Genomic DNA, 26,953 nt, shown 5'->3' with positions numbered 1-26,953 from the left:
ACCGCAGGAACACCGGGAACACGGAGGCCACGACCACACGCACGGCGAAGGGTGCGGACATGTGGCCGTACCGCACGGCGACCACGTGGACTACGTGCACGACGGCCACCGGCACGCCGCACACCAAGGCCACTGGGACGACCACTGACCCATGGAACGCGCCCTGCATTCCTGGTACTTGGCGCCGCCGGCTCTTTCCTGGAAACGGGCCGCTAAAAACGGAGGGTTACCGATCCTCTCTCGGCTGCGCGCAAAGCACGGCCTACCGCAAAGGCACCTCTCCCCCATCGGCAATCGCCTCGACCCGCTTCCGAGTCGGCACGCCGGAATACCGGCCGCACTCGTCACCCAGGAGTAATCCCCGGGTTTCGAGCGGGCGCACGAGGACCGTGGTATTCGGCCCTCGTGCGCCCTGCCGCCCGTCAGGACTCCGACCGTGGCGAGCACCGGCAGCGAAACGGATCGGTCCGGGTTGCGGGTCACCAGGAGGACTTGGTCACTCCCGGCAGGTGACCCTTGTGCGCGAGTTCGCGCATGCGCACACGTGAGAGTCCGAACGCCCGAAGATGCCCCCGCGGTCGACCGTCGACCGCGTCGCGGTTGCGCACCCGCGTAGCACTGGCGTCGCGTGGCTGACGGCGCAACTCCCGCTGCGCGGCCTCCCGTTCGGCCTCCGTCGTGGAAGGGCTGCGAAGGATCTCCTTCAGTTCGGCCCGACGGGCTGCGTACCGCTGGACGACAGCCTTTCGCTTCTCGTTCTTGGCGATCTTGCTCTTCTTCGCCATCAGACCTTCCCTCCTCGTGCGCGGATGCGTGCGACGGCGGCCTCGATCCCGATCGCGTCGACCGTCTTGATCCCCTTGGTGCTGAGGGTCAGCCGCACATGACGACCCTCGCTCGGCAGCCAGTAGCGCTTGCGCTGGATGTTGGGATCGAAGCGCCGCCGGGTCCGACGGTGGGAGTGGGAGATGGTGTTGCCGAACGCGGGTCCGGCGCCTGTCAGTTGGCAGCGAGCGGGCATGAGTGGCCTGCCTCTCGTAGTGCGGGCATCGTGGTGTTAATGGAAATCATTTCCATATGCTACATGCGCGCCGCTCCCCCAGCCGCGTCGGATGGCTCGCACCCGGCCACCGCATCGCGTCGACGAGGACAGCGCTCGCACAGCCTCTCGTCACAACGCCTGCTCGTGCGCCGAGAGTTGGCGGAGCAGAGCGTTCTTGTCGACCTTGCCGAGCGGGGTGCGGGGCAGTGCCCGCAGTACGCGCACCTCGTCCGGGATCTTGAATCGCGCCAGCCCCCTCCCTCGGAGATGGGCGGACACCTCGGCGTAGGTGGGCGGTTCCCCCTGGACTATGAGGCAGGCACAGCTCCGCTCCCCCAGCGAGGCATCCGGCAGGGGAAGGAGCGCCACGTCGGAGACGGCCGGGAGGCTCAGCAGGTCGTTCTCGACCTCTTCGACCGGTATCTTCTCGCCGGCCCGGTTGATGACTTCCTTGGTCCTTCCCTCCACGACCAGATGGCCGCTCGGAAGTCGGCGCACCAGGTCCCCGCTGCGGAAGAAGCCGTCCTCGGTGAAAGCCGTCGCGTTGTGCTCTTCGGCGCGGTAGTACCCGCAGAGCGTGTAGGGGCCGCGGACCTGGAGCTCACCGATCTCTCCGGCCGCGGCCTCGGCACCGTCCGGCCCCACGACGCGTACCTCGTCGTCCGGGGACAGGGGGCGGCCCTGCGTGTGCAGCACGAGGTCCTCGGGATCGTCGAGACGGGTGTAGTTGACCAGTCCTTCCGCCATACCGAAGACCTGCTGGAGACGGCAGCCCAGAGCGGGAGCGACGCGGACGGCCACCTCCGACTTGAGTTTGGCCCCGCCGACCTGGAGAAGGTCCAGGGAGCTGAGGTCGTCGTCGCTCCACTCGACAGCCTCCAGCCAGAGCAGCACCAGCGAGGGAACGAGGGCCGTGCTCGTCACTCGCTCCGCGGCGATGAGGGGAAAGGCCGCGTCGGGACTCGGGTGCGGACACAGCACGACAGTGCCTCCGCTGAACAGCGTGCCGAGGATTCCCGGACAGGCGAGGGGGAAGTTGTGGGCGACGGGCAGGACCGCCAAGTACCGGGTGTGCGCGTCCACTCCGGCGACCCGGGCGCTGGCCGTCGCGTTGTAGAGGTAGTCGTCGTGCGTGCGGGGGATGAGCTTCGGGGCTCCCGTGGTGCCGCCGGACAGGAGGAGCAGCGCCACGTCGCTCGCCGCCGGACCGGCGGGAGGCTCGCGATCGGCGTACACCTCGGCCAAGTCCGTGAATTCGGCTGCGTCGCCGTGCACGAGCACGTGCTCGAGGCTGGGCGCGCGGTCGAGCAGCGTGCGGGCGAGGGGGAGGTAGTCGAATCCGGCGTGGGTGTCGGCGACAGCGAAGGCGACGGCTTCTGAAAGGTCGGCCAAGTGTCGCAGGTCCGCTTCCCGGTGGGCGGGGAGCGCCATGACGGGTACGGCGCCGAGTCGGAAGAGTGCGAAGGACAGCACGACGAACTCGGCCGAGTTCGGCATCTGCACCAACACCCGGTCCCCTGCACGCAGACCGAGGCGGTACAAGCCCGCCGCCTGCCGGTCGGCGGCCAGATCCAGGTCCGCGTACGACCACCGGCGGCCGCCGTCCACCAGGGCGACGGCGTCCGGTGTGGTGAGCGCTGTCTCGTGCAGCGCGCTTCCGAGAGTGCGACCCTTCCAGTAGCCGCGCTCGCGGTAGGTCCGGGCCCTCGTTTCGGGCCAGCCGGTAAAGCCTTCCATCATGCTCACTCCTGCTCCTCCGGCCGGCGCACGGCGCCCTCTCCCTGTTGGTGTCCTGCGACGACGTAGGGGGCGACGCTGGCGAGCTTCTCGCAGGTCTCCTCGTACTCTCTCTCGGGCCGTGAGGGGGCCACCACGCCTGCTCCGGCGCGGAGCCAGGCGTGCCCCTCGTGTTGGTAGACGGCTCGTAGCACCAGTGCGGCGTCCAGTGCACCGTCGGCGGTGGCGCGCAGCACCGTGCCTGCGTACAAGTCCCGCGGCTCTTCCTCCAGTTCGTGGATCAAGGCGAACGCGGCCTGCTTGGGGATGCCGGAGGCGGTCACGGGCGGGAAGACGGCTCCCAACGCCTCCCAGCTCGTGCGCCCCTGCGGCAGGCGCGTGCTGACGCGGGAGGCGAGGTGCTGGACGCTGCCGCGGGGCTTGACCGTGAGGAACTCCTCGACATGGGTGTGTTCCGGACCGCCCACCGACGACAGTTCGTCGAGGGCGACGCGGACCGAACTCGCGTGCTCGTAGACCTCTTTGGGGTCGGTGAGGAGGTCCTCGCGTGCGGCGCGGTCGCGGAGCGGGTCGGCGCTGAGCGCGCGGGTTCCGGCCAGCGGCTGTGTGGTCACCCGCCCCTCGGCGGAGACCTCGATGACGGTCTCGGGGCTGAACCCGGCCGCTTGCCGGCCGTCGAGGTCCAGGAGGAACGAGCGCGCGGGCGCGTTGTGGGCACGGCCGAGGGCGTAGGTGGCCGGCATGTCCACCTGGTGGGGTATCGGCACGGTGCGAGAGACGATCACCTTCTCCAGTGCTCCCCTGCCGATCTCGGAGACCGCGTGCGCCACGTCAGCCTGGTAAGTGCCCGCGTCCGTCCGGACGTTGACCGGGCTGGGCGGGCGGGGCGCCGCCTGGGCGGGGACGCCCGTCAGCGTCTTGTCGAGTCGCGCGGGAAGGTCCGCGTCGAGAGTGCGTACGTCGATTCCGTCCGTCGTGACGGTCAGCTCGGTGGCCGGAACGATGAGGTGGCCCAACAGGCCGTCGCCTGCCGGGGGCCCGCCGCTGGCCAGTTCGAAGGAGAGCCATCCGTAGGCGCGCCAGTCATGGACGGGGAGATCGGTCAGCGCGTCGGACAGCGCGCCCCAGGGGCTCGCAGTCCAGGGCAGAACGGTGCGGGTTCCCGCGACCGCCGACTCGACACGGTCGCTGTGCACCCGGAGGTCGACGACCGGGTCGCCGGCCAGGTACCAGCGGTTCTCGCATTCGTAGACGACGTAGTCGGTGAGGAGGCCGGCGGTGGCCAGATGCGTGAGGACGGCCAGGGGGTCGAACGGCCCCTGAACATGGTGGCGTTGGTAGTGCGGTGTCATGGGTTCTCCTGCTGGTCCGGTTCAGTCCTGCGGGGCTGCGGTGCGCAGCGGGGAGGAGACGAGGTCGGCGACGTGGGCCACGTGAGGCTCCTCGATGCAACTGAAGTGGTTGCCTTCGATCGCTGTGAGGGGCAGGTCGCCGAGGCACACGTCACGCCAGAAGTCGAGAGTGGTCTCGTCCATGCCGGGGGCGAACCCGGACTCACCGCGCGGGAGCAGGAAACGCACGTCTCCCGCGTACGGCGGCGGCGTGAACCGGGCGGCGAGGAAGCTCTGCCGGAAGACCGTGAACATCGACTCGACCATCTCGACCGGCATCTCCCTCCCGTCCGCCGCACCGGCGGCACGGGCGTACTCGGCGAACCTCTCCCGCCGCGTCCATCGCGAGAGGCTGCGGAAGTAGTCGCCCGCTCGGTCGAGGTCCGCGTCCCCGCCGACCTCGGCGAGAGAGCCGGCGGGCACCTTGCCGTCGTTGCGTGCCAGAACGTCCATGAAGCCTCGGGTGAGGAGATCCCCGTCGATGCCGCCGAACGCCGTCTGCTCCAGGGAGATGTGCAGGTTGGGGACGAAGAGGATCTCGATCATGAGATCGTCCTCGACGTCGTAGACGACGGGGTGGCTGCTGATGAGGATCAGGTCCGCCACCTCGATTCCGCGCTCGTCCAGGCGGCGGGCCACTTCCGTGGCGTACAGCCCGCCGAGGCAGTAGCCGACGAGCTGCACGCTGTCGTGCCCGAGAGCCGCCAGGCGCTCGGCGTAGTCGTCGGCGGCGCGCTCGACCACGGTGGCCGGGTCTGCGGCGCAGTACCGCTCGGTGTCGTCGATGACCACACCGATGACCGGGCCGAGGTCCTGAGCGACGAGCCGCGCGGCCAGCGGACGGTAGCAGTCCATGGTGCCCAGCCCCGCATGGAAGAGCACCCGCAGCGGGCCTTCGCCCTCGGAACTGAACGGCAGGAGTGCGGCGTTCCCCCCGCCCGCGTGCGGGAGCGCGGGGACCGCGTCGGATCGGTCGGCGGCGCTCTCCAGGTACGCGGCGAGCTGCGCGATCGTCGGGTGGTTGAGCAGGTGTCTGAGCACCTGCTCGAACGGGAACTCCCTTGCCTCCGGCAGCTCTTCACGGAGCCGCCCCGCCATCCTGGCCATGATCAGTGAGTCGGCGCCGTGGTCGTAGAAGCTGTCGTGGCGGCCGATGCCCGGGGCCGAAAGCGCCGTGCCCCACAGGTCGCCGAGCCTGGTCTCCAAGGCGTTCGCCGGTGGCTCCGCCGTCTCCCGGCGCTGCTCCTCGGTGGCGGCCGGTCGCCACTCGCGCAGCGTGCGCCGGTCGACCTTGCCGTTGGCCGTGAGCGGCAGCCGGTCGGCGATCTGGAGGTGGGAGGGGATCATGTGTGCCGGAAGCCGCTCGGCGAGGAACGCGGCCAGTTCCGACTCGGTGACATGGGCCCGGTCGGTCTTGAGGCGGGCGGCGAAGAGGTGCATGCCGTGCGGGTCGAGGTCGTGGCCGTCCTCGGGGAGGCACAGGACCTCCTCCGCGCCTGCCCGGGTGAGCAGGTCGATCCATGCGTCCCGGTCGTGGTACGAGGAGCCGCCCAGCGACCGACTGTCCTCGGGCTCGGTCATCATGAACGCCTGCGAGGCGAGGACCCAGGGGTGCTCCCGAGTGGGTTCGGTGATCACCAGCCAGCCGCCGGGGGCGGTGAGCAAGGCGAGGCGGGCCAGTGCGGCCGGGATGTCGCGGGCGTTCTCCAGCACCCCGGCCGCGAGCACCACGTCGTGGGCGTTGGGCGCCAACCCCTGTGCGCGTGGCTCGGTGTCGACGTCGAAGACGCCGAACCGCATTCCGGGTCGCTCGCCGAAACGACGTCGCGCCTCGGGGAGGAAGAACGGAGCCGCGTCGGTGAAGAGGTACTCCCCCGCTTCCCCTGCCTCGGCGGCCAGGACCTCCAGGGCCCCTTCCGTAGTGGCGCCGGTGCCCGCGCCCACCTCCAGTACGCGCGGTGGCGACTGGGGCGGAAGGGAGCGCGCGATGTTCTCCAGCAGGGTGGCGACGGCCCGGTTGAGGTAATGGGCCATCGCATGGTGCCGGTACAGGGCGTCCGCGGTCTCCAGCGCTCCGTCCGGGAAGAGCAGAGCGACCGGGTCCTGACGTCCCGTGAGAAGTTCGGGGAGCACGGCCGTGTTGGCGCGTACGTAGGCGAGGAAGGCAGCCGAGCCCTCGGTGAGGTTCCAGGCCTTCTCGGCTTCGGCCCAACGCCGTTCGACCGTCCGGGCGTCGGCGTCGAGGATTCCGCGCTCGGTCAGGACGGCGTACCAGCGTCGCACCAGCCAGTGGTGGCGCCGGTCGATCCCCGCCTTGTCCAGCAGCGCGTCGGCCGGTGCCTCGCCGGACGGCGGCAGTCCGAGCCGGCCCAGTGCGTACGCCATGGAGGTCAGAACGGCGTCGTCGAAACGGGTCGCCCGCTCCCGTACGCCGGTGCGCTCCACCTCGGGCACGGCCGCGTCGGCCGCGGCTCCCACCGCGCCGCGCAGCTCGGCGAGCGGCGCGGTCCCGTCCGGCTGTACGTCCGGAGCGGTTTCGACCACGGCCAGCAACGCGCGGGAGTCGCCCTCGCCGTCGACGACTGCTCCGGCAGCGGCGACGGCGGGGTGGTCCAGCAAAGCGGACTCGATCTCGCCGAGCTCGATGCGGTGCCCGCGCACTTTCACCTGTGTGTCCTCGCGGCCGAGGAACTCGATCTCGCCGCCCGGCAGGTAGCGGCCCAGGTCGCCGGTTCGGTAGAGCCGCTCTCCGTCGTGCGGGTGGAGGACGAAGCGATGTGCCGTGGTCTCCGCGTCGCCGAGGTACTCCAGGGCGAGGCCGGCGCCGCTGATGTACAGCTCTCCCGGTGTCCAGACGGGGCGGTCCCGCATCGCCGGGTCGAGGACGCGGAAGCCCTGGTTGCTGAGCGGTGTGCCGTAGGGGACGCTCGTCCGTTCCCGCTCCGCGCCGTCGCAGACGTGGTGGATGGACCAGATCGCCGCCTCCGTCGCACCGCCGAGCGAGACCGTGCGGGCCTGCGGCATGGCGGCGGTCACCTGCCCGGGGAGGGTTGTGGGAACCCAGTCGCCGGAGAGCAGCACAAGGCGCATCGTGGGCAGTTGATCATCGCGTTCGGCATCGAGGAAGGCGACGAGCATCTGCATGAGCGCGGGAACGGAGTCCCACACCGTGACACCGTGCCGGCGGATGAGTTCGGCCCAGTGCGAGGGGTCGGTACGCCGTTCGGCGTCGGGCAGGACGAGCGCCGCACCGACGGACAACGGGCCGAAGAGGTCGAAGACGGAGAGGTCGAAGCTCAACTGGGCCAGACCGAGGACTCGGTCGCCCTCGCTGAGGGCGAAGCGTTCGTTGATGTCGGTGAGGGTGTTGAGGGCCGCGCGATGGCTGACCACCACGCCTTTGGGCCTGCCGGTCGATCCGGAGGTGTAGATGACGTAGGCGGGGTCGTCGGGACCGGCTTCGGTGACCGGTTCCACCGGCTCTCCGTCCGGCGCCAGTGTGTCGACTGCGATCACGGATGCCTCGTCCGTACCGGTGGCCCCTGTCCAGGACTGGGTGAGGACATGCCGCGCCCCGGCGTCGGTGAGAAGCGCAGCGCGGCGCAGGGCGGGGAGGTCGGGGTCGACGGGCAGGTACACGCCGCCTGCCAACAGGGTGCCGAGCACGGCGGGGACCTGTTCCGGTCCCTTCTCCATGAGGATCGCCACCCGGTCGCCCGGTACGCAGCCGCCTGCGCGCAGCGCCGCGGCGACGGCCCGCGTCCGGCCCGCCAACTCCCCGTAGGTCAGCGTTCCTTGGGGGCTGAGGACGGCGGCCCGGTCGGGGGTGCGGGCGGCCTGCGCGAGGACCGTCTCGTGGAGCAGTGCCTCCGGCAGCGGGGTCGAGGTCGCGTTCGCCAGGTCGCGCTCGCGTCGCTGCCAGTCGGGGAGCGGCAACCCGTCCTGCGTGTCCCAGGCTTCGTCCGTGTCGGCGAGGCGCTCGATGAGGGACTCGAACGCCGTGAACATGTCGTCGACGAGCCCGTCGGGGAAGACCCCTTCACGTACGTCCCAGTTGATCTGGAGCCCGTGGGCGTTGTCCATCGCCTGGCAGTCGATGAAGACCTGCGGGGTCTGCGTGATGCCGAAACCGTCCAGTTCGCCCTCGGCGCGCCCACCGGTACCGTCCGTACCGAGCCCGATGGCGCTGGTGAACACCACGGGCATCAGGGCGTGTTCGCGGCCCTTGCGTCGAGCCAGCTCGCGCAGTACCTCGACGCCCGAGTAGAGCCGGTGATCGAGATCGTCGAAGAGCTGTGCCGCCAGCGTGCTCGTCTGCTCGCCGAACGACGTGTCCGGCTGCCAGTCAACGGCGAGCAGGTCGACCGAGGTGAAGTCGCCCACGACACCGTCGATGCCGGGGTGGAGGGGAAGACGGTTGAGGACGGTGAGGTTCAGGCAGAAGCGGGACGATCTGCTCCAGCGCTCGACGGTAGCCGCGTAGGCAGCGAGGACGGCGCTGGAGGGGGTCAGCCCGCGCTGCTGGGCACGCTCCTTGAACCGCTCCCAACTGGAGGTGCCGAGAGTGAGGAAGCGGCGGCGGAAGCGCGGAGGGCCGCTGTCCGCTCGCGCGTTCCGGCTCTCCCCGCCGTCGAGGAGCGGCAGGTCGGGTGCGGGAGGAAGGGCGTCGATCCGCTCGGACCAGTACGCGCGGTCCCTCTGGTACGCGTCCGACTCGCGCAGCCCGCGCTCTGCCAGCAGGTAGTCGCGGAACTGGACCTGTACGGCGGGCAGTTGCTCCGCGGGGTTGTCGTGCAGGCGCTCGAACTCGGCGAGCAGCAGCCAGATGCTGGCCCAGTCCGCGATCAGGAAGTCCACCGACAGGTGCAGCACCGCACGCTCCGCGGTGCGGGTGAGTCGGACGTCGAAGAGCGGCCACCGCGTGGTGTCGTAGACGCGGTGTCCCATCTCCTCCCGGGCTCGCTCCAGGACGTCCTCGACGGAGGAGCCGCGGGCTTCCGCCGTGCGCAGGTCGCTGACGGAGATCTCCAGCCGCGGAACGTCGCGCAGGACGCGCTGATGTCCGTCCGGATCGACGACGGCGCGGAGCATGTCGTGGCGCTGGATGAGGAGGTTCCACGCCTCCTCGACCCGATCGGGCTCGAGATCCGGGTAGTTGACCTCGAGGTAGACGTGGCAGGCCACCCCGCCGTACTCGAACGCCTCGTTGCGGCCGAGCAGGTAGGCGGACTGCACGTCGGTCAGCGGAAACGGCTCATGGCGGGCGGCGGGGTCGGCGACGAGGGCACCGGAGGCGTCCTCCGCGCGCAGGCACTCCAGTAGCTCTGCCTTGTGTTCCCTGAGTGCGCGTATCTCCTCGTCGCCGACGACGCCCTTGGGCGCCCGGTAGCGCAGCGCGCCGTCTTCTTCCCACAGGCGTGCCCCCGCCTGCCGGAGCGTGGCGAGTAGTTCGGAGGCCGTTGTGCTGGTCATCAGTCGTTCTCCTTGGCCGGTGCAGGGGGGATGTTCGCGTTGAACCGGAAGAGGTTGCCCGGGTCCCAGACGGCCTTGAGGCGCCGCAGCCTCGCGTACGTCTCCGTGCCGTAGGCGGCGCGCACCCAGTGGTTCTCCGGATCGGGGAGCAGGTTGAGGTAGGGGCCCCGGGTGACGTCCTGGAGGGCCTGCCATCCCTTACGGGCGGGTTCCAGGTGTGCGGAGCTGTCGGGGTCGCCGAACCACTGGGCGCAGATCTCGACGAACCACCGCGCGTCGCGGTGGGTGAAGGCCGTGGGGCCCGCCGGGGCGCGGCCGATGGCGCCACCGAGCGCGCCGAGCACGACGGAGTAGTTGGGTCCCGAGGTCTGCCAGTGCGAGACGAGGCCGTCGATCGTCGCGTCGGTCAGTTCCGGCAGCAACTCTCCTCGGTTGTAGACGTGTTGCAGGGTGTGGTCGGGGTGGGACGGCAGGAGACGCTGGTAGGCGCGGTAGCTCAGTTCGGTCACGGTGTCGCGGACGGGCGCCGGCTCGCCCTCCCGCAGCGGCGCGAGCACCTCGTCGGCCTGCGCGGCCGGGCCGAACCAGGTGGGGATCACGGTGACGCAGCGCTCGAAGTGCAGCTCTTCCGGGAGGAACGGCAGGGGAGGCGCCGTCCAGAGGACGGCGATCACGGAGGCCGCGTCGGGGGCTGTCACCAGCCAGTCCCTGACCTGCCGGAGTACCCGGCCCGCTCGTGCCGCGGGGTGGGCGAGGGTGCCTGCGACCACGGTGCGGACCGGGTGCAGGCGGAAACCGAACCGGGTGACGACGCCGAAGTTCCCGCCGCCTCCCCGCAGGCCCCAGAACAGCTCGGCGTGGTGCGCCTCGTCGACGCGCACCTGATGGCCGTCGGCGGTGACGAGGTCGAAGAACTCGACGTTGTCGCTGGTGAGTCCGTACTGCCGGGAGAGGTCTCCGACGCCGCCACCGAGTGTGTGCCCGGCGATGCCGACATCGGTGTTCCGCGCCCCGGGCAGGGCGAGCCCGTGCCGCTGCGTGGCGGCGTCGAACTCGCCCCAGGTGACGCCCGGTTCGGCAGTCGCGGTGCGGGCGGCGGGGTCGGTCTCGATGGCTTTCATACCTCCGAGGTCGAGGACCAACCCCCCGTCACAGGTGCCCCACCCCGCGACGCCCGCGCCGCCGCCCCGGACCGCGACGGGCAGTCCTTGCTCTCTCGCGTGCGCGAGCGCGGCGACGACGTCCTCGGCACCGGTGCATCGAGCGACCGCTGCGGGACGACGGTCGACGCGGGCGTTCCTGACTCGGCGGGCACGGTCGTACCCGGGTTCTCCCGGTGCGAGAAGACGCCCCCGGAAACCGGGGATACGGGACGGATGTGCGCTCGGGGCCACGGCTCACTCCTTCCGTGCGGCCGCGGTGAGAACCGCACCGTGAACGGGGGTGTCGGGGACGGGATCGGTGAGACCCGACAGTTCGACGGAGACCACCCGGGTACGCGGCCCGGAAGCGACTCGGAGCACGTCGTCCGCGGGCAGAGCCGCGGCGTGCGTCATCGTGTCGAAGGCCGGCCTGTCGGCCTCGGCCACCTCCATGTGGACGGCGCTGATCCGTCGGGCTCCGTTGGCGTGTCGGATTCCCAAGGGGCGCTGGGGCGGGTCGTAGGAGCTGACGACGAAGGGGAGCCGGTCCGGCGAGGCCGCCAGGAACTGGTAGCGGACGAGCTGCCCGTCCGGGCGGGTGCGTTTGCCTCCCATCGCGCGAGAGACACGCACGCCCCCCGCGCGCAGCGCCGCCCGTGCGGCGTCGAGCCGGGTGTCGGAGGTCTCCAGGGCCAGGTCGCACCACCCGGTGCCACGGCGCGCCCAGCGGGTCAGCCGCGCCCCGGCGGGCGAGCCGCCGTACACGCTCATGGGCCACTTCAACAGACGGAAGGCCGGGGGGAGTTGGAAGAACTCGATGAAGGGGCCCTCGGGGAACCACAGAAGAGCGTTGTGGGCGCGTTCGGGGGCGCTGCCGTACTCGACGGTGAAACCGAGCTTCTGGTAGTCGCGTACGACGGCTCGAACGTCGTCGACCTTGCACAGGATGTGACTGGTTCTCAGCATCTCGGACACGCCTACTTGTCGGAACGGGTGCGCAGGGCAGGGGCGGCGAAGAGCCGCTGGCCGAGCGGCGCCAGGGGATGGTCGTCGGCGGGGGCGGCCACCACGGGGCCGAGGCCCGCGCCGGTGAACACGTCGCGCCATTGGTTCTCGGTGAGGAAGGAGGTGCCGGAGGCGGCACGGGCATCCTCGGGCGGCGTCATCATGAAAGCCTGCGAGGTGAGGATCTCCAGGTGCTCCCGGACGGGTTCGGTGACCAGCAGGTGGCCGCCGGGGGCGAGCAGACGGGCCAGTGAGCGCACTGTCGTGTCCGTGTCCCGGGCGTTGTTCAGCACACCGGCGGCGAGGACGACATCGGCACTGCCCGCCGTCAGGTTCTGCTCGGCCGGTTCGCGGTCGATGTCGAAGAGTTGCTGGCGCAGCCAGGGCACCGCGCCGAAGCGTTCCCGGGCGGTCAGGAAGAAGCGGGAGACGTCCGTGAAGAGGTAGTCGACGGGGGCCGCGGGTCCGAGTGCCGCGATGACGGCCTCGGTGGTCGCACCGGTGCCTGCACCGACCTCGACCACACGGAGGGGGTCCTGCGGTGTGCGGGACGCGGCGAGGCCGCGGACGAGGGAGGCGACTGCGGTGTTGAGGTACCTGGCCGTCACGGTCTCCCGGTAGACGGAGTCGGCGAGTTCGGTCCGCCCCTCCGGGAAGAGCAGCAGCGCCGCCTGCTGCTCGCCGGTCAACAGCTCGGGGAGCCGCTGAGCGTTCCGGCGCAGGTAGCCGACGAACTCCTCCGTGCCCAGTCCCTTCTGCCAGGTCCGGTTCGCCTCTCGCCAGAGACGTTGCTCGTGTGCGGTGCCGACCGTGGGTGCGCCGGCGTACCCGGCGTCCGTCGCCGTCAGACGTCCTCGCTCGACGAGGGTGCGGAGCCAGTGTCCGACGAGTGCGTGATGGCGTGGTGCGACCCGGGCGGTGGCGAGGATGTCGGTGAGGGAGTGGCTGCGCGCCGGATCGTCGAGAAGCCCGGGCCGTTGGAGTGCCCTGAGCATGGAGGCCAGGACGGCGTCGTCGAGCTGCTCCACGAAGTCCCGCACCTGCCGGGGGTCGACCGGGCCCACCTCGCGGTCGGCCTCGGCGGCTGCGCGTCGGACGAGTTCCGCCGTCTCCGTTTCCGGGGGCGCGGGCTCTCCCTCTCGTCCGGCCGGGCCGGTCTCGGGAACGGGTGGCTGCCGGGGCGTGAGCAGCGACGGGTAGCCGAGTTCCCCGGTCAGGTCGCGCCACATCCGGGTGAGGGCCAGGTGGTACTGGTCGGGGCGCTTCTCGCCCGTCTCACCCGCCACTTGGGCGCGGAGTGCGCTCAAGTCCCGTGCGATGGCGGCGGGCCACTGCGCACCGAGCGCCTCCCGGTAAGGGGGTGCGGTCTGCGGACTGAGGGACACGGTGGTGGCTTCGCCGAGGTGGCGGCTGTCCGGTGCGTCGAAGTCGAAGTCGCTCTTGACCGAGTCGGATATGTGCAGCCGGGGGCTCCACAGCACGGGTCCGTGCGGGTCGTGCAGCGTCAGGCTGCCCGAGTGCGTGCCGACGGTGATCCGGTGGAGGAGGTGCAGATGGTTGTCCGGGTCTTCGGGGTCGATCTGGTTCTGCACGCGCAGCGTCAGGGGAACTCCGCCGATCACCCCCGTGAGCACGCTGAACGGTGCCCCTTCCGTTTCGGCAGCGGCCGTCACCTGCCAGGGGCGCACCGCGCCGAGAGCGTCGCCGAGTATGTGCAGCAGCGGGAAGGCGACCTGTGAAGCACAGGCCGCGTCCACGTACACGGGCCGCTGCCCGTCGAGCCTGCGCCGAAGTGCGGAGACGAACCTGCGCACCTCCGGCAGTTGCGCGTACAGATCGCCCAACCGGTAGTGCACGTGGTTCCGTCTCGCCTCGCGGAGGCAGGCCGCGAGGTCGTCGTGGTGGACGGGCTGTTCCTGCAGAACGTGGATGCCGCGCCCCAGCAGGTCGAGCGCGAGGCTCGTGCCCGTCCCGCCCATGACGCCGGAGCGCACGACGACGCAGGCCAGGTCGATGTCGTCGGGCAGGTCCTTCGGGTGCGCGTACAGCGGCACTCCGTACCGCTCCGCACAGCGACGCGACCGCTCGCTGCCACGGGCGAGGAGCCCCACCGTCTCGAACCGGTCGGGGCGGGAGGCGAGGGCCGCCAGATAGAACTGCCCGAAGGTGCTGCCGCACACGAGCGTCTTGAGTTTTCCGTCGTTCACAGGGTGCCGTCCTCGGCGGTGGTGAGTTCGTCGACAGAGGCGTCGTGGACCGTCAACCGGCACACCTCGGGTTCCTTGAGGAGGTACTCGAGGACCGTTGACGGGTCGAGGGCGTCGGCCGCCTGGTGCAGGCCGGTCGGGGCCACGCCCTCGGTCACCGCTCGGGCGGCCGCCGCAGCGACGCCGCCGGTGAGCGCGGAGATCCCCGGCGCGCTCAGCACCGCGGTCCTGGTGCCGGGGCCGTCGCGGGTGACGCCGTCGAGCTGGAGCAACAGGGTCACGTACGGCCGGCGGCCCGCTGCGTCCAGGCCGGTGGCCCGGCACAGGGCCGCGACGGCGTCCGAGGTGGAGAGGGTGGGTGCGGCGTCGAGGGCGCCGAGGAGGTGGGCGCCGTCCACCACGGAGTACCAGGTGCCCCGCGTCAGCGACAGTGCGCGCGCCACGGCCGCGGCCTCGTTGTCCAGGTAGGGGCACGCCGTCATCGGGCGGGGGAAGAACGGCAGGCGTATGTCCGACCGGCGTCTGAGGGCTCCGGGCCGCGCGGCGCCGTACCGCCACGCGGCGAGCGGTGCGTTGCCGGCGCCGAACACGCCCGCGAGGTAGTCCTCGGCTCCGGTCGCGGTGAAGCGGTCCAGCACTCCGGCGTACGAGGTGAGGCCGTGCACGCTGTCGAAGTGTCCGGCGAGGTGGCGAGGCAGCAGACCCGTCATTCCCGGCAACGCCCCTGCCGAACAGAGCACGGTACGACCGCCGACCGCGGGACGCACGGCTTCGAGCTCGCCGGCCCCGGCGTCCACGATGTGGCAGCCGGAGAGCAGCGACGCGAACGCGACGCGCTGCGACGTGCGCACCGAAGGGCCCGCGCAGTTGACGAGGAGGTCGCAGCCACGCAGGAAGCCGGCGAGCGAGGCGGAGTCCTCGAGGTCCACCTCGGCCGGCTCCGCGCTGCCCGGGGGGAGCTCGCCACTCACGAACCGCTGTGCGCTCGCCAGGTTCCGCCCGCCGACGCGCAGCGGCCCGAGGCCCCAGCCGACGAGCAGACGAGCCGCCTGCCCACCGGCTGCTCCGTATCCGCCGAGTACCGCTATCACAAGGCGCCCTCCTCGGTCTCCTGCCGACCCTCGGTGCTTCCCGAGGCCGCCAACTCGCGTTCCAGGGCCTGTGCGACGCGAGCCACCGTCGGTGCGGCGAACATCTGCCGCAGGGGCAGCTGCACCCCGAGACGCTGTTCGACGCGGGAGAGGAAGCGCGTGGCGAGGAGGCTGTCTCCGCCGAGTGCGAAGAAGCTCTGGGACCTGCCCACCGCCTGAGCACCGAGTAGGTCCGCCCACAGAGCGGCGACCGTCCGTTCCAGCTCGCCCGACGGCGGTTCGTCCGGGTCCTGCGTGGGCGCCGCCGCTGCGGACGCGACCGTCCGCCGGTCCAGCTTGCCGTTGGTGCTCAGGGGCAGCCGGGGCAGGACTTCGACGTGCTCGGGCACCATGTGCGCCGGAAGGTGCCCGGCCACGTGCGCGCGCAGGACCTCGGGGTCCAGGTCGGTCGCCGAGGTGGGGCGCCGCGCGGTCAGCAGCTCCGAGAACGAAGCCCCGAGGCTGTGGTGCGCGAAGTCGTCGAAACCGGCGCTGCTCAACAGTCGGGCCCATGCGTCGGGTGGGAGCAGCGGGGTTCCGGCTGCGCGCCGTCCCCGGTCGAAGTCGGTGTAGCCATGATCCAGCAGGGCGGCCGTCAGCAGGGCGACGGGCGTGAGTTCGGCGCGTTCGACGGCGAGCAGCGTGCCGCCGCTTCGGACGAGGAGCGCGGCGAGCGTCGGCCCGTGGGACGGGTCGGGGAACCGGTGCAGCGCCTGGTCGGCCACGACCACGTCGAAGGCGTGGCGCAGTTCGGCAGGCACGGTGAGGGACGGCTGCCGTATGCAGTGCACCTCGTGGCCCAGCCCGGCTAGGCGCGCAGCGGCCTTGTCCAGCATGTCGGGGTCCGGGTCCAGGATGCTCAGACGTACCCGGCCGGGAGGCAGCGACTCCAGGAGCTGCTCCGCGCTGCGCCCCTCGCCGCCGTTCATCTGGACCACGTCTGCGGGCCGGCCGGCTCGCTCGCTCAACTCCGCGATCCGCTGCGCCAGCTCGTCCGCTGCCCGTGTGCTGCCGGGGTCGGCCGCGGAGAGTCGACTGGGCGCGAGCACGTCGTCGTCGAGGAGTGCGCGAGGGTCGAGCCGGCCGCGCAGGACTGCTCGGAAGTCCTCCAGCCGTTCGGTCAGCCGCATGCGCGCCGCATCGAGGAGTTCGAGGTACGGATCGACGTCGCGCGGCGTCTCCGGACCCGCGAGCGCCTGCCCGGCGCGCGAGCCCGAGAGGTACGCGGCCCCCTTGCCGCGCAGCACGTCGCGTTCGACCAGCCAGGCCAACCACAGTCGCAGTACGGGGAGATGGGCGTCCTCGATCCCCAGCCGCTCGGCCCACTGCGCTTCCGTGAGCCCCTCCCGGAAGGTGGCTCCGTCGAGTCCGAGGAGCCGCGCCAGGAAGGACTCGGCTACGCGGGCCTCGGCCTCCCCGGCCCGGGTGCGGAACGCCGAGGTGCTCGGGTCGGGCCGGCGCACGGTGACGGCGGCGTCGGGTGCTCCGGCCTCGGGTACGACGGCGGCCACCAGGTGACGGGCCGTTCCCTCCCCCGCGACGGCGGCCACGGCCCTGCCCACTCCCGGCGCGTGGCCGAGCACACTCTCGACCTCGCCGAGTTCGATCCGGTGCCCCCGGATCTTGACCTGCTGGTCGGCTCGGCCGAGGAACTCCAGGGTTCCGTCCGGCCAGTACCTGCCCAGGTCGCCCGTGCGGTACCAGCGCTCGTGGCCGTAGGTCACGAACCGGGCGCCGGTCAGCTCCGGAGCGCCTCGGTAGCCTTGCGCCACACCCGCGCCACCGATCCACAGTTCTCCGGGGACCCAGTCCGGGCAGTCCCTTCCGTGCGGGTCGACGACGCGGTAACGCTGTCCGCGCAGCGGCGTGCCGTAGGGAATGGAGCGCCAGGCGGGGTCCACCTCCGCCACTTCGTACGCGTTCGACCAGATCGCCGCCTCCGTTGCGCCGCCGAGCGCGACCATCCGGCACCAGGGCGACTGCTCGGCCAAGCGGCCCGGCAGGTCGAGCCCCACCCAGTCGCCGGAGACCAACACCAGGCGCAGCGACTCCGGGGCGGCAGCGGACTCGGCCGAGACCAGCAGCATGTCGAGCAGGGCGGGGACGGAGTTCCACACCGTCACGCGGTGGCGGCGCACCAGTCGGAGCCACTGCCGGGCGTCCCGCCTGTCGTCCTCCCCGATGAGAACGACGGCGCCTCCGGCGGTGAGGGGGCCGAAGACGTCGTACACCGACAGGTCGAAGTCGAGTGCGGAGACGGCGAGGGCGCGGTCGCTCTCCCCGACTCCGTAGCGCTCGTTGACGTCCCGCACGGTGTTCGCCGCGGCCTGGTGGGTGATCTCGACGCCCTTCGGCTCGCCGGAGGACCCGGAGGTGAAGATCGTGTACGCGAGGGCGTCGGGTGAGGTGGCTACCGGGGTGCGGAAGAGATCGCTCCGCGGGACGGCGTCGGGCGAGACGCTCCTCGCCTTCCGGCCGTCCGCGGGCTCCGTCTCGCCCTCCTCGATCACGAGCCGGGCGTCGGCGAGTTGGAGGATGCGGGCACGACGAGCGGCCGGCTGATCCACCCCGACGGGCAGGTAGGAGGCGCCCGCCGCCAGGACGCCGAGCACGGCGACGATCTGTCCGGGGCCCTTGGGGAGCGCAACCGCCACGGTGTCGCCTTCCCGCACGCCGTTCTCGGTCAGCACCGTGGCCAATCGCAGCGCGCGGTCGGAGAGTTCGCCGTAGCTCATCCGTCCCGCTTCCTCCTCGCCCCAGAGGAGGGCGCTGCGCTCCGGGTCCCGCTGCGCGTGCCGGAAGAACTCGTGGTGCAGCGTCGCGCGCGTCCCCGAGCCGGTGGCGTTGACGGCCTCGCGCTTTCGTGCCTGCGATGTCGGAAGGAGCTCGGGCGGCTCGGAGTCCCAGGGCGCGTCGCACAGCCAAGCGAGCAGTTGCTGGTAGGCGGCGAACATGTCCTCGACGAGCCCCTCGGGGAAGAGCCCGTCCACGACGTCCCAGTTGAGCAGCACTCCTCCGTCCGCGCTCTCGGTGACCTGGTGGTCGAGCCACACCTGCGGTGTCTGCGAGATGCCCCAGACGTGTCCGTCGAAGGGTGCGGGCGGGGTCTGCTCCCCCAGCCCGAGAGCGCTGGTGAAGACGACGGGCATGGTCGCCTCGGCCTCTCCGGCGCGGCGGGCCAGCTCTCGAAGGACCCAGACGCCCGAGACCTGCCGGTGGTCCAGGGAGGACCACAACTCGTCCTGCACCCGCCGCGCACGCCGAAGCCATGTCTCGCCCTGCTCCGGCACGGAGGGGACGAGCATGAGCGAGGTGAAGTCGCCCAGGACGTTGCCGATGTCCGGGTGGACCTCGCGCCTGTCGAACAGGGTCAGGTTGAGCGTGAGGTCGGGTCGGGCGCTCCATCTGCCCAACACCTCGGCGAACGCGGCAAGAAGCGTTCCGGACGGCGTGAGCCCGGCACGGCGCGCCCGTTCCGTGATCCGCTGCCACCGCTCCCCGGTCAGCCGGCTCTCGTGTCGGACGAAGCGGGGCCGCTCGATGAGGGCCGGGTCCTGGGCGAGCGGCAGCGCAGGCGACGGAGGGAGCTGCGCGAGCTTCGCGTTCCAGTAGGCGCGGGCTGCCTCGATCGACTCCGGTTCTGGCTGTGCCTGGAGCACGTAGTCCCGGAAGGAGACGCCGAGCGGCGGCAGTTCGGCCTCCGGGTCGGCGTAGAGCGTGGCCAACTCGGTGTAGAAGACGAGGATGCTCAGGGCGTCGAGGGCGATGTTGTCGATGCCGATACCCAGCCGTGTGACGCGGCCCGTGCGCACGCCCTGGACAGCGAAGAGCGGCCAGGTTCCCGGGTCGAACACACGGTGTGAGGCGGTGGCGCGGAGCTCCGCGAAAGCCTCCTCCGGATCTCCTGCCGCGTCGGTCAGGGAGAGCGTGACCGGAGGCGCCTGCGGCAGGATGCGCTGCCGTCCGTCCTCGTCGACGACGGCACGCAGCATTTCGTGACGCTCCACCAGCCGCCCCAGCGCGTCTTCGAGTCGTTCGGGGTCGAGATCGACGATGTCGTACTCGCGGTAGAAGTGGCATCCGGTGCCGCCGAGGGTGAAGTCCTCGCCTCGACCGAGCCAGTAGGCGCGCTGCACGTCGGTCAGCGGGAAAGGCTCGCCGCGTTCGGCGGGAGCGGGTGCGAGGCCGGCGGGTGCGTGGTGGGCCGAGGCGAAGTCGATGTGGGCGGCGAAGTCGGCGAGCACGGGGCGGCGCAGCAGTTCGGAGAGTCTGACGTGCCCGCCACCGCGCTCGCGGAGGGCGGCGATGACCCGAGTGGCCACGAGGGAGTCCCCGCCGAGTGCGAAGAAGTCGTCCTTGCGTCCGGGCCGCCGGACGCCGAGGGTCTCCGCCCAGACGTCCGCGACGACGTGCTCCCGCTCATCCGCGGGGCCGTCGTCGGCCGGTGGCTCGTCCGTACCGCAGTCGGCGAGCCGCTTGCCGAGGGCTGCGCGATCGATCTTGCCGTTGGCTGTGAGGGGCAGTTCGTCCAGCACGAGCACGCGTTCCGGGACCATGACGGAAGGGAGCGCGGCGCCGACATGCGCCCGTATCTGCGCAGCGTCGCCGCGGCCGAGGACGGCGGCGCCCAGGCGCCGCTCCCCGAACAGGACGGCGACCGCCTGCGCGACGCCGGGAACATCGCGCAACGCAGCCTCGATCTCGCCGAGTTCGATCCGGTGACCGCGTACCTTGACCTGGTGATCGGCGCGGCCGAGAAACTCCAGGACGCCGTCGGGCCGATAGCGAGCGCGGTCGCCCGTCCGGTACCAGCGCACTCCGCCGTCCTGGAGGAAGCGTTCGGCAGTACGCGCTCCGTCCCTCCGGTATCCGAGAGCGACCGAAGCGCCGCCGATCCAGAGTTCGCCCGGTGTCCAGTCGGGGCAGTCCCGGCCGAGCGGGTCCACCACCCGGCAGCGCACGCCCCGCAGCGGCGTCCCGTACGGCACGGACAGCCAGTCGTCCGGAACCCTCCGGATCTCCTGCACGGTGGAGTGGATCGCGGTCTCGGTGGTGCCACCGAGCGCTACGCACCGGCTGTCGGGCGCCGCCTCGCGCAGCCGGTCCGGAAGGTCGAGAGGCACCCAGTCCCCGCCGAGCAAGGCGAGCCGCAGCGTACGCAACTCGCCCTCGCCGGCACCCGTAACCAACATGTCGAGCAGCGCCGGGACGCAGTTGACGACGGTGGCGCCGTGGCGCTGCGTCAGCAGGGACCACACCACCGCGTCCCGTCGGTCGGTCTCCTCCACGCAGACGAGGGAGCCGCCGACGGCGAGGGGCGCGAAGACGTCGAAGACGGACAGGTCGAAGTCGAGTGCCGAAAGCGCCAACGCGCGGTCGTCGGCGCACAGCGCGAACCGGTCGACGAGGTCCTCGATGGTGTTCATCGCAGCCGCGTGCGGTACTTCGACGCCCTTGGGCTCGCCGGTCGACCCGGAGGTGTAGATCACGTACGCGAGGTCGGCCGGGTCTCCCGGCACCGGCGCGGGCAGCGGCGTCACCCCGTCGGGTACCGAGGTGTCGTCCAGTACCAGTCGCACGTCCGCCGCGTCGGTGATCCGAGCACGGCGTGCCGCGGGCTGGTCGATGCCGAGCGGCAGATAGGCGGCGCCCGCGGCGAGGACGCCGAGAACCCCCACGATCTGTTCAGGACCTTTCGGGAGGGAGACCGCCACGAGATCACCTGGCACCACTCCGCGCTCCCGCAGACCGCCCGCGAGGGCGAGGGCCCGCTCCCTCAACTCGCCGTAGCTGAGCCGCCCTTCCCTCCCCCACAACAGGGCCGGAGCCTCCGGAGCAGCAGCGGCCCGTTCGAAGAAGCCGTCGTGGAGCCGACGTGTCGTCGAGCCAGGGCCCGTGTCGTTGACCGCGTCCCGTACCTGCCGCTGCCGCTCGGAAAGCAGAGCGGGGACGCTGCTGTCCCACGCCGCGGCCTTCGTCAACAGGCGGTCGAGCAGGGCGCGGTACACGTCGAACATCGCGTCCAGGACTCCCGGGACGAACGCGTCCTCACGCGCGTCCCAGTTGACCAGCAGACCGCCGTCCATCTCCGTGACCTGGGCGTCGAGCCAGACCTGCGGCCCCTGCGAGATGATCCAGGAGGGCTCGCCGAAGCTGTCGCGCACGGTCTCGGGGAACAGCTCGCCCAGGCCCAGGGCGCTGGTGTAGACGACGGGCGCCAGCAGCCGCTCGCCCCGCAGCCGGGTGGCCTCCCGCAGGACCTCCACACCGGAGCAGCCGCTGTGCGCCGCGTCCTGGTGGAAACGGTCCTGAAGCCGCACCGCGCGTTCGGCGAAGGAGCCCGGTCGGGCACCCTCCCAGGCGAGCAGCACCGATGAAGTGAAGTCGCCCACCATGGAGTTGACGTCGTCGTGCAGCGGCTCACGATCGAAGAGCGGGAGGTTCAGCAGAAAGTCGGGGTCCGCGCTGAACGCCTGGACGGTCTCGGCGAAGACGGTGGCCAGTGCCATGGCGGAGGTCACGCCGTGCTGTCGCGCCGCCTCCTCGAACTGCCGCATGCGCGAGGCGTCCAGGAACAGGTGCCGGCGCACCACTCGCGCTCGACGCGGATCGGGTTCGGTGCCGAGGACGGGCAGTTGCGGGGCGTTGGGCAGCTCCGGCAGCCGTTGCCGCCAGTACTCCAAGTCCGCCTCCAACCCGGTCGCACGCTCCGGGGACGCCCGCAAGGCGCGCCGCTGGGCGAGGTATTGGGGGAAGCTGCAACCGAGCGGCTCGCGGGGGGCTTCGGGGTGCGCGTAGGCGTGGGCCAGGTCAGCCAGGAGTACGCGAAGACTGAGCGCGTCCGCGGCGATCATGTCGAGGTTGATGTGCAGGCGAGTGCCTGCCGGGCGGATCGACTCGGGCAGCAGGCTGAGCCGCACATCGAGCACTCCGGCGTTCCCGCCGTCCCTGCCGTGTGACAGGTCGTCACGCATCTGCCCCAGCAGTTCCTCGGCTTCCCCGCGCGGCAGATCGCGCAGATCCTGCACGGGCAGTCCTGACCACGCCGCCTCGGGGTGAATGCGCTGGCGTCCGTCGTCCAGGATCTCGACGCGCAGCATCCCGTGCCGCCCGAGAACCGCGCGCACCGCGGACTCGAGGCGTTCCGGGTCCACGTCCGTGCCGTCGAACTCGTGGTAGAAGTGCGCCGGTACGCCGCCGAGCAGCTCCTCTTCCTGACGCCCTGCCCAGTACGCGTGCTGCATGAGGGCCAGTTCGAAAGGCTCGTACTCGTCGACCGAAGCGGCGGGTTGGGCCACCGGGTCCGGCTTCGCGCGCCTCGCCGCCAACTGCTTCCAGGCGCCCAGGTTCGGGGCGCTGACCAGGTCGGCGAAGGTGATGTCCAGACCTTCGCGTCGACATCGTCCAGCCAGGCGCATCATGGCGAGCGAATCCAGTCCGAGCTGGATGAGGTCCGCCTCGTCGGTCAGGTCCCCCACCGCGCAGCCGAGTGTCCGGCTGACCGCCTTCGCGAAGTCCATCGGCTGCTCAGCACTGTCCTGGGTCATCCGCGTCCGCCTTCTCTCCACGTCGTTCAGAACAACCGCTCGCCACAGTATTGGATATGATTTTCATTTACAATAGAGGGGTGGGTCGTCTAGCGTCCTGAGCAACAGCCCACCCATGCCGCCCACCCCGCACTCGGCGGAAGACCCCGAAGGACAGCCCCATGGCCCACGCGCCGGACGCGCATCCCCCCGCGACAGCCCGCTGGCTGCGCCGTCCCCGCCCCTCCCCGAACCCGGCGCTGCGGCTGATCTGCCTTCCCCACGCCGGAGGTTCACCTGCGCTCTATCGCGAGTGGGCGGCGCTGCTGCCGCCGCGTATCGAGCCGGTGCTGGTGTGCCCGCCCGGACGTGCGGACCGCCTGGAGGACGCGCAGCCACGCGACTTGGACGCCCTCGTGGAGGACCTCGCCCCGGCCCTCGCTCCACTCCTCGACCGGCCCTGGGCCCTCTTCGGCCACAGCATGGGGGCGACCGTCGCGTACGAACTCGCGCTCCGCCTCCTCAAGGAAGGCCACCGGGACCCGGCCCACCTCTTCGTCTCGGCTCGGGAAGCTCCCCAGTTCCACCATCGGGGCACCGTCCACCTCCTGGACGACGACGCCCTCGCGGCCGAACTCGTACGGCTGGGCGGGACACCGCCGGAGCTGTTGGCGTCTCCGGAGGTCCGCACGGTGCTCCTGCCTGCCGTCCGCGGCGACTACCGGGTGATCGAGACGTGGGAGCCGTCGCCCCGTGGCGCGCTTCCCTGCCCGATCACGGCACTTGTCGGCACGGAGGACGGCGAGTTGACGCGGGAGGAAGCGCAGGGCTGGGAGAGCCGGACGACCGACACGTTCCGGCTGCGCGCCTTCCGCGGAGGCCACTTCTACCTCGCCGACCGGCCCGCACCCGTCGTCGCCACCGTGCACGGGCTTCTGACCGGGAACTGACCGTGCGCCATCGACCGCGCCCCGTCCGAACCCCCGCGTCACCTCCCGAAGGGAGACCGATGCCACGCGTTCTGCACACCGCACGCAGGACGGCACACACCTTGGTGGTCACGCTGTCGCAGCCCCTGGCGAGCCCGCCGACGCCCGGCCGCCGTCCCCCCTCGACGTCGCAGAAGGGAAAGAGACTTTCATGAGCCTGCCGGCCGAACGCCTGCTCCTCGACAACGACTTCATGCACGACCCGCACACGGCCGCCGCCGCACTGCGGGAGAAGGGCCCGGTCCTTCCCGTGGTCCTGCCGACGGGCCTTCCCGTCTGGCTGGTCACCGGCCACGAACAGGCGCGGACGCTGCTCATGGACGCGCGGCTGAGCAGCCACGGCGTCTATGACCGGCTGGAACGCCTCAGGGAGCTGTCGGATGGCAAACCCAGCACGTTCTCCAGCGATCTGGCCCGTCACCTGCTCAACGTGGACCCACCGGACCACACTCGGCTGCGCAAGCTGGTGAACAAGGCGTTCACCCCGCGGACCATCGCCGGGCTGCGTCCCCGGATCGTCCAGATCGCGGACGAACTGATCGCCGAGTTCCGCACCGAGGGACCGGTGGAACTGCTGGAGGCGTACGCCTACCCACTCCCCATCAGGGTGATATGCGAGCTGCTCGGGATTCCGGCCGACGACCGGGAGTCCTTCTCCACCTGGTCGAGCGTGCTGGTCTCCGCCGCCTCGCCGGAGGAGATCGGGCGAGCCTCCGCGTCGATGGCCCAGTACCTCACCGAGCTGCTGGAGCGGAAGAAGAACGCTCCCACCGACGGCCTGCTCTCCGCGCTGCTGGAGATCAGCGAGGACGGTGACCGGCTCACTGTCAGCGAACTGGTCGCCATGACCTTCGTCCTCCTCATCGGCGGCTACGAGACCACGGTGAGCCTCATCGGCAGCGGCCTGTTGGCGCTGCTGCGCAACCCCGACCAACTCGCCGCGCTGCGGGCGGACCCGGGCCTCCTGCCGGACGCGGTGGAGGAGTGCCTCCGGTACGAGACCCCCAACAACCTCTCCTCACCGAGGTACACCACCGCGCCCGTCGACATCGACGGTGTCACCATCCCGGCAGGGGAGTTCGTGATGGTCTCTCTCCTCGGCGTCAACAGGGACGGCTCCCAGTTCGATGACCCCGACCGCTTCGACATCACCCGCTCTGCCGGCGGTCATCTCGGCTTCGGACACGGCATCCACTTCTGTGTGGGAGCGCCCCTGGGCCGCCTGGAGGGGGAGGTCGCACTCGGCCGTCTGCTGGCTTCCTACTCCCGGATCGAACTCGCCGTGCCCGCCGGGAAGTTGAAATGGCGCGCCAGCACCGCCATGCACGGTCTCGAGTCCCTGCCCGTCCTTCTGGACTGAGCGGCCCACTGCGCTCCGGCCGAACAACCCTTGCAACCGAGGAAGTGGACACATGTGCGGAATCGCCGGCTGGGTCGCGTTCAACGACGACCTGACCGCCCACCAGAAGACCGTCGACGCCATGACCGCCACCATGTCGGACCGGGGTCCCGACGCTTCCGGCACGTGGGTGCGCACCCACGTGGCCCTGGGACATCGGCGCCTTGCGGTGATCGATCCCCCGGGCGGCATCCAGCCCATGACGGCCACCACCCCCCGGGGCGAGGTCACCCTCGTCTACACCGGGGAGACCTACAACTTCGCGGAACTGCGCCACCGTCTGCGCGGACTCGGCCACCACTTCCGCACCGAAAGCGACACCGAAGTGGTTCTCAACGCCTACCTGGAGTGGGGCGAACAAGCCGTCGACCGGCTCAACGGCATGTACGCCTTCGCCCTCTGGGACGCGCGCAAGGACACACTCCTCCTCGTGCGCGACCGGATGGGCGTCAAGCCGCTGTACCTCTACCCGACGGCGGACGGTGTCCTCTTCGGCTCGGAACCGAAAGCGATACTCGCCAACCCCCGCGCACAGCGGGTGGTGGACCTCGACTGCCTGCACGAACTGATCGGCTTCACGAAGGCCCCCGGCTGGTCGCTGTGGAAGGGCATGAGCGAGGTGGAGCCCGGCACCGTCACGACGGTGGACCGGCAGGGCATCCGGCACCGCACGTACTGGTCCCTCCCGACGAGGGAACACACCGACGACCGGGAGAGCACTGTCGAGCGGGTACGGGAGCTGCTCGGCGACACGGCGCAGCGCCAGTCGGTCTCCGACGTGCCGCTGTGCGCGCTGCTCTCGGGCGGCCTCGACTCCAGCGCCGTCACCGCGCTGACCGCCCCGCACGTACGGGAACTCGGCGAGCAACTGCGCACCTTCTCGGTCGACTTCCTCGGCCAGGAGTCGTCCTTCGCCCCGGACGAGATGCGCGAGACCCCGGACACCCCGTTCATCCGGGACGTCGTCGCCCACGTCCGTACCGAGCACCGCGACGTGGTTCTCGACCCCTCCGAACTCGTCGATCCGGAGCTGCGCAGGGCCGTTGTACGGGCGAGGGACATACCGGTGGGCCTGGGGGACATCGACTCCTCCATGTACCTGCTCTTCCGTGCGATACGGGAGCACTCCACAGTGACGCTCTCCGGGGAGTTCGCCGATGAACTCTTCGGTGGCTACATCTGGTTCCACCACCCTGCGGCGCGGGACGCACCCACCTTCCCCTGGCTGGCCTTCCAGAACGCGCACACCACCGACCGCACTGCGCTGCTCCACCCCCGAGTGCGGGAAAGGCTGGACATCCCCTCGTACATCGCGGACCAGTACGCGGAGGCCGTCGCCGGGGTGGAGCATCTCGACGGCGAGTCCGAGACGGAACGCAAAATGCGGACCATCTCCCATCTGCACCTGACCCGGCTCGTCCGTGCGCTGTTGGACCGCAAGGACCGGCTGTCCATGGCCGTGGGCCTCGAGGTGCGCGTTCCGTTCGCCGACCACCGGCTCGTGGAGTACGTCTACAACGCTCCCTGGTCGATGAAGAGCTTCGACGGCAGGGAGAAGAGCCTGCTGCGGGAAGCGGTCCGGGACGCGCTGCCCGCGTCCGTCGTCGACCGGACGAAGAGCCCCTACCCGACCACCCAGGACCCCCGTTACGCCAAGGCCCTCCAGGAGCAGGCACGCGAGGTCCTCGCCGAGCGCGGGTCGCCGGTCTTCGAACTCGTCGACCGGGACTGGCTCACCGAGCGGGTCGCCACCGAGCCCGAGTCCCTGCCCAGCGACGGTCGGCTCGGACTGGAACGCGTCCTCGACCTCCACCACTGGTTCGACCTCTACCAGCCCGATGTGGACCTCTCCTGACCCGGCCGGCCAACTCGCGCTCGTCGGCTCGACAGGCACCGAACCTGCGGGCACGCCC

The 26,953-nt window shown here is 71.0% G+C and carries 13 protein-coding genes; 3 read left to right on the top strand and 10 right to left on the bottom strand.

The window, feature by feature from the left end:
* Positions 1 to 479 precede the first annotated feature (479 nt).
* The 10 genes from rpsN to F603_RS32915 form a co-directional block, all read right to left on the bottom strand.
* Complete coding sequence (gene rpsN / locus F603_RS0125470; RefSeq protein ID WP_019548772.1) at positions 480 to 785, bottom strand: 30S ribosomal protein S14; 306 nt, start codon at positions 783 to 785, stop codon at positions 480 to 482.
* Positions 785 to 1,021 carry a 50S ribosomal protein L28 gene (gene rpmB / locus F603_RS0125465; RefSeq protein ID WP_019548771.1) on the bottom strand — a complete coding sequence of 79 codons (237 nt, stop codon included), beginning with the start codon at positions 1,019 to 1,021 and terminating at the stop codon, positions 785 to 787. Before rpmB ends, rpsN begins: the two co-directional genes overlap by 1 nt.
* A 150-nt stretch (positions 1,022 to 1,171) precedes the next feature.
* Positions 1,172 to 2,782 (bottom strand): (2,3-dihydroxybenzoyl)adenylate synthase, encoded by a 1,611-nt coding sequence (locus tag F603_RS0125460; protein ID WP_026328704.1) that lies wholly within the window; start codon positions 2,780 to 2,782, stop codon positions 1,172 to 1,174.
* A gap of 2 nt (positions 2,783 to 2,784) precedes the next feature.
* On the bottom strand, positions 2,785 to 4,131 hold the full coding sequence (locus tag F603_RS32925; RefSeq protein ID WP_019548769.1) for a salicylate synthase: 1,347 nt from the start codon (positions 4,129 to 4,131) through the stop codon (positions 2,785 to 2,787).
* Between the two features lie 21 nt (positions 4,132 to 4,152).
* A complete protein-coding gene (locus tag F603_RS0125450) occupies positions 4,153 to 9,642 on the bottom strand; it encodes a non-ribosomal peptide synthetase (protein WP_019548768.1) in 5,490 nt (1,829 codons plus the stop codon).
* A complete protein-coding gene (locus F603_RS0125445) occupies positions 9,642 to 11,036 on the bottom strand; it encodes an FAD-binding oxidoreductase (RefSeq protein ID WP_019548767.1) in 1,395 nt (464 codons plus the stop codon). The genes F603_RS0125450 and F603_RS0125445 overlap by 1 nt, the downstream gene beginning before the upstream one ends.
* A gap of 3 nt (positions 11,037 to 11,039) precedes the next feature.
* Entirely contained in the window at positions 11,040 to 11,750 is a 711-nt protein-coding gene (locus F603_RS32920) for a VOC family protein (RefSeq protein WP_019548766.1), read from the bottom strand.
* Positions 11,751 to 11,761: 11 nt separating this feature from the next.
* Positions 11,762 to 13,996, bottom strand: coding sequence for a bifunctional Gfo/Idh/MocA family oxidoreductase/class I SAM-dependent methyltransferase (locus F603_RS0125435; RefSeq protein ID WP_019548765.1), 2,235 nt, complete (start codon positions 13,994 to 13,996; stop codon positions 11,762 to 11,764).
* Positions 13,993 to 15,087 carry a saccharopine dehydrogenase NADP-binding domain-containing protein gene (locus F603_RS0125430; RefSeq protein WP_019548764.1) on the bottom strand — a complete coding sequence of 365 codons (1,095 nt, stop codon included), beginning with the start codon at positions 15,085 to 15,087 and terminating at the stop codon, positions 13,993 to 13,995. Before F603_RS0125430 ends, F603_RS0125435 begins: the two co-directional genes overlap by 4 nt.
* Entirely contained in the window at positions 15,084 to 22,673 is a 7,590-nt protein-coding gene (locus tag F603_RS32915; protein WP_019548763.1) for a non-ribosomal peptide synthetase, read from the bottom strand. Before F603_RS32915 ends, F603_RS0125430 begins: the two co-directional genes overlap by 4 nt.
* A 161-nt stretch (positions 22,674 to 22,834) precedes the next feature.
* On the opposite strand from F603_RS32915, the gene F603_RS0125420 reads away from it, so the two are divergent.
* From F603_RS0125420 to asnB, 3 genes are all read left to right on the top strand, one after another.
* A complete protein-coding gene (locus tag F603_RS0125420; RefSeq protein WP_019548762.1) occupies positions 22,835 to 23,602 on the top strand; it encodes a thioesterase II family protein in 768 nt (255 codons plus the stop codon).
* A 190-nt stretch (positions 23,603 to 23,792) separates the two neighbouring features.
* Positions 23,793 to 25,001, top strand: a complete 1,209-nt coding sequence (locus F603_RS0125415) for a cytochrome P450 family protein (RefSeq protein WP_019548761.1) — start codon at positions 23,793 to 23,795, stop codon at positions 24,999 to 25,001.
* Between the two features lie 52 nt (positions 25,002 to 25,053).
* On the top strand, positions 25,054 to 26,895 hold the full coding sequence (gene asnB / locus F603_RS0125410; RefSeq protein WP_019548760.1) for an asparagine synthase (glutamine-hydrolyzing): 1,842 nt from the start codon (positions 25,054 to 25,056) through the stop codon (positions 26,893 to 26,895).
* Positions 26,896 to 26,953 lie beyond the last annotated feature (58 nt).

Origin of the sequence: Streptomyces sulphureus DSM 40104, assembly GCF_000381025.1 — a bacterium.
GTDB classification, from domain to species: domain Bacteria; phylum Actinomycetota; class Actinomycetes; order Streptomycetales; family Streptomycetaceae; genus Streptomyces; species Streptomyces sulphureus.
This window is presented reverse-complemented; position numbering and strand designations above follow the sequence as displayed.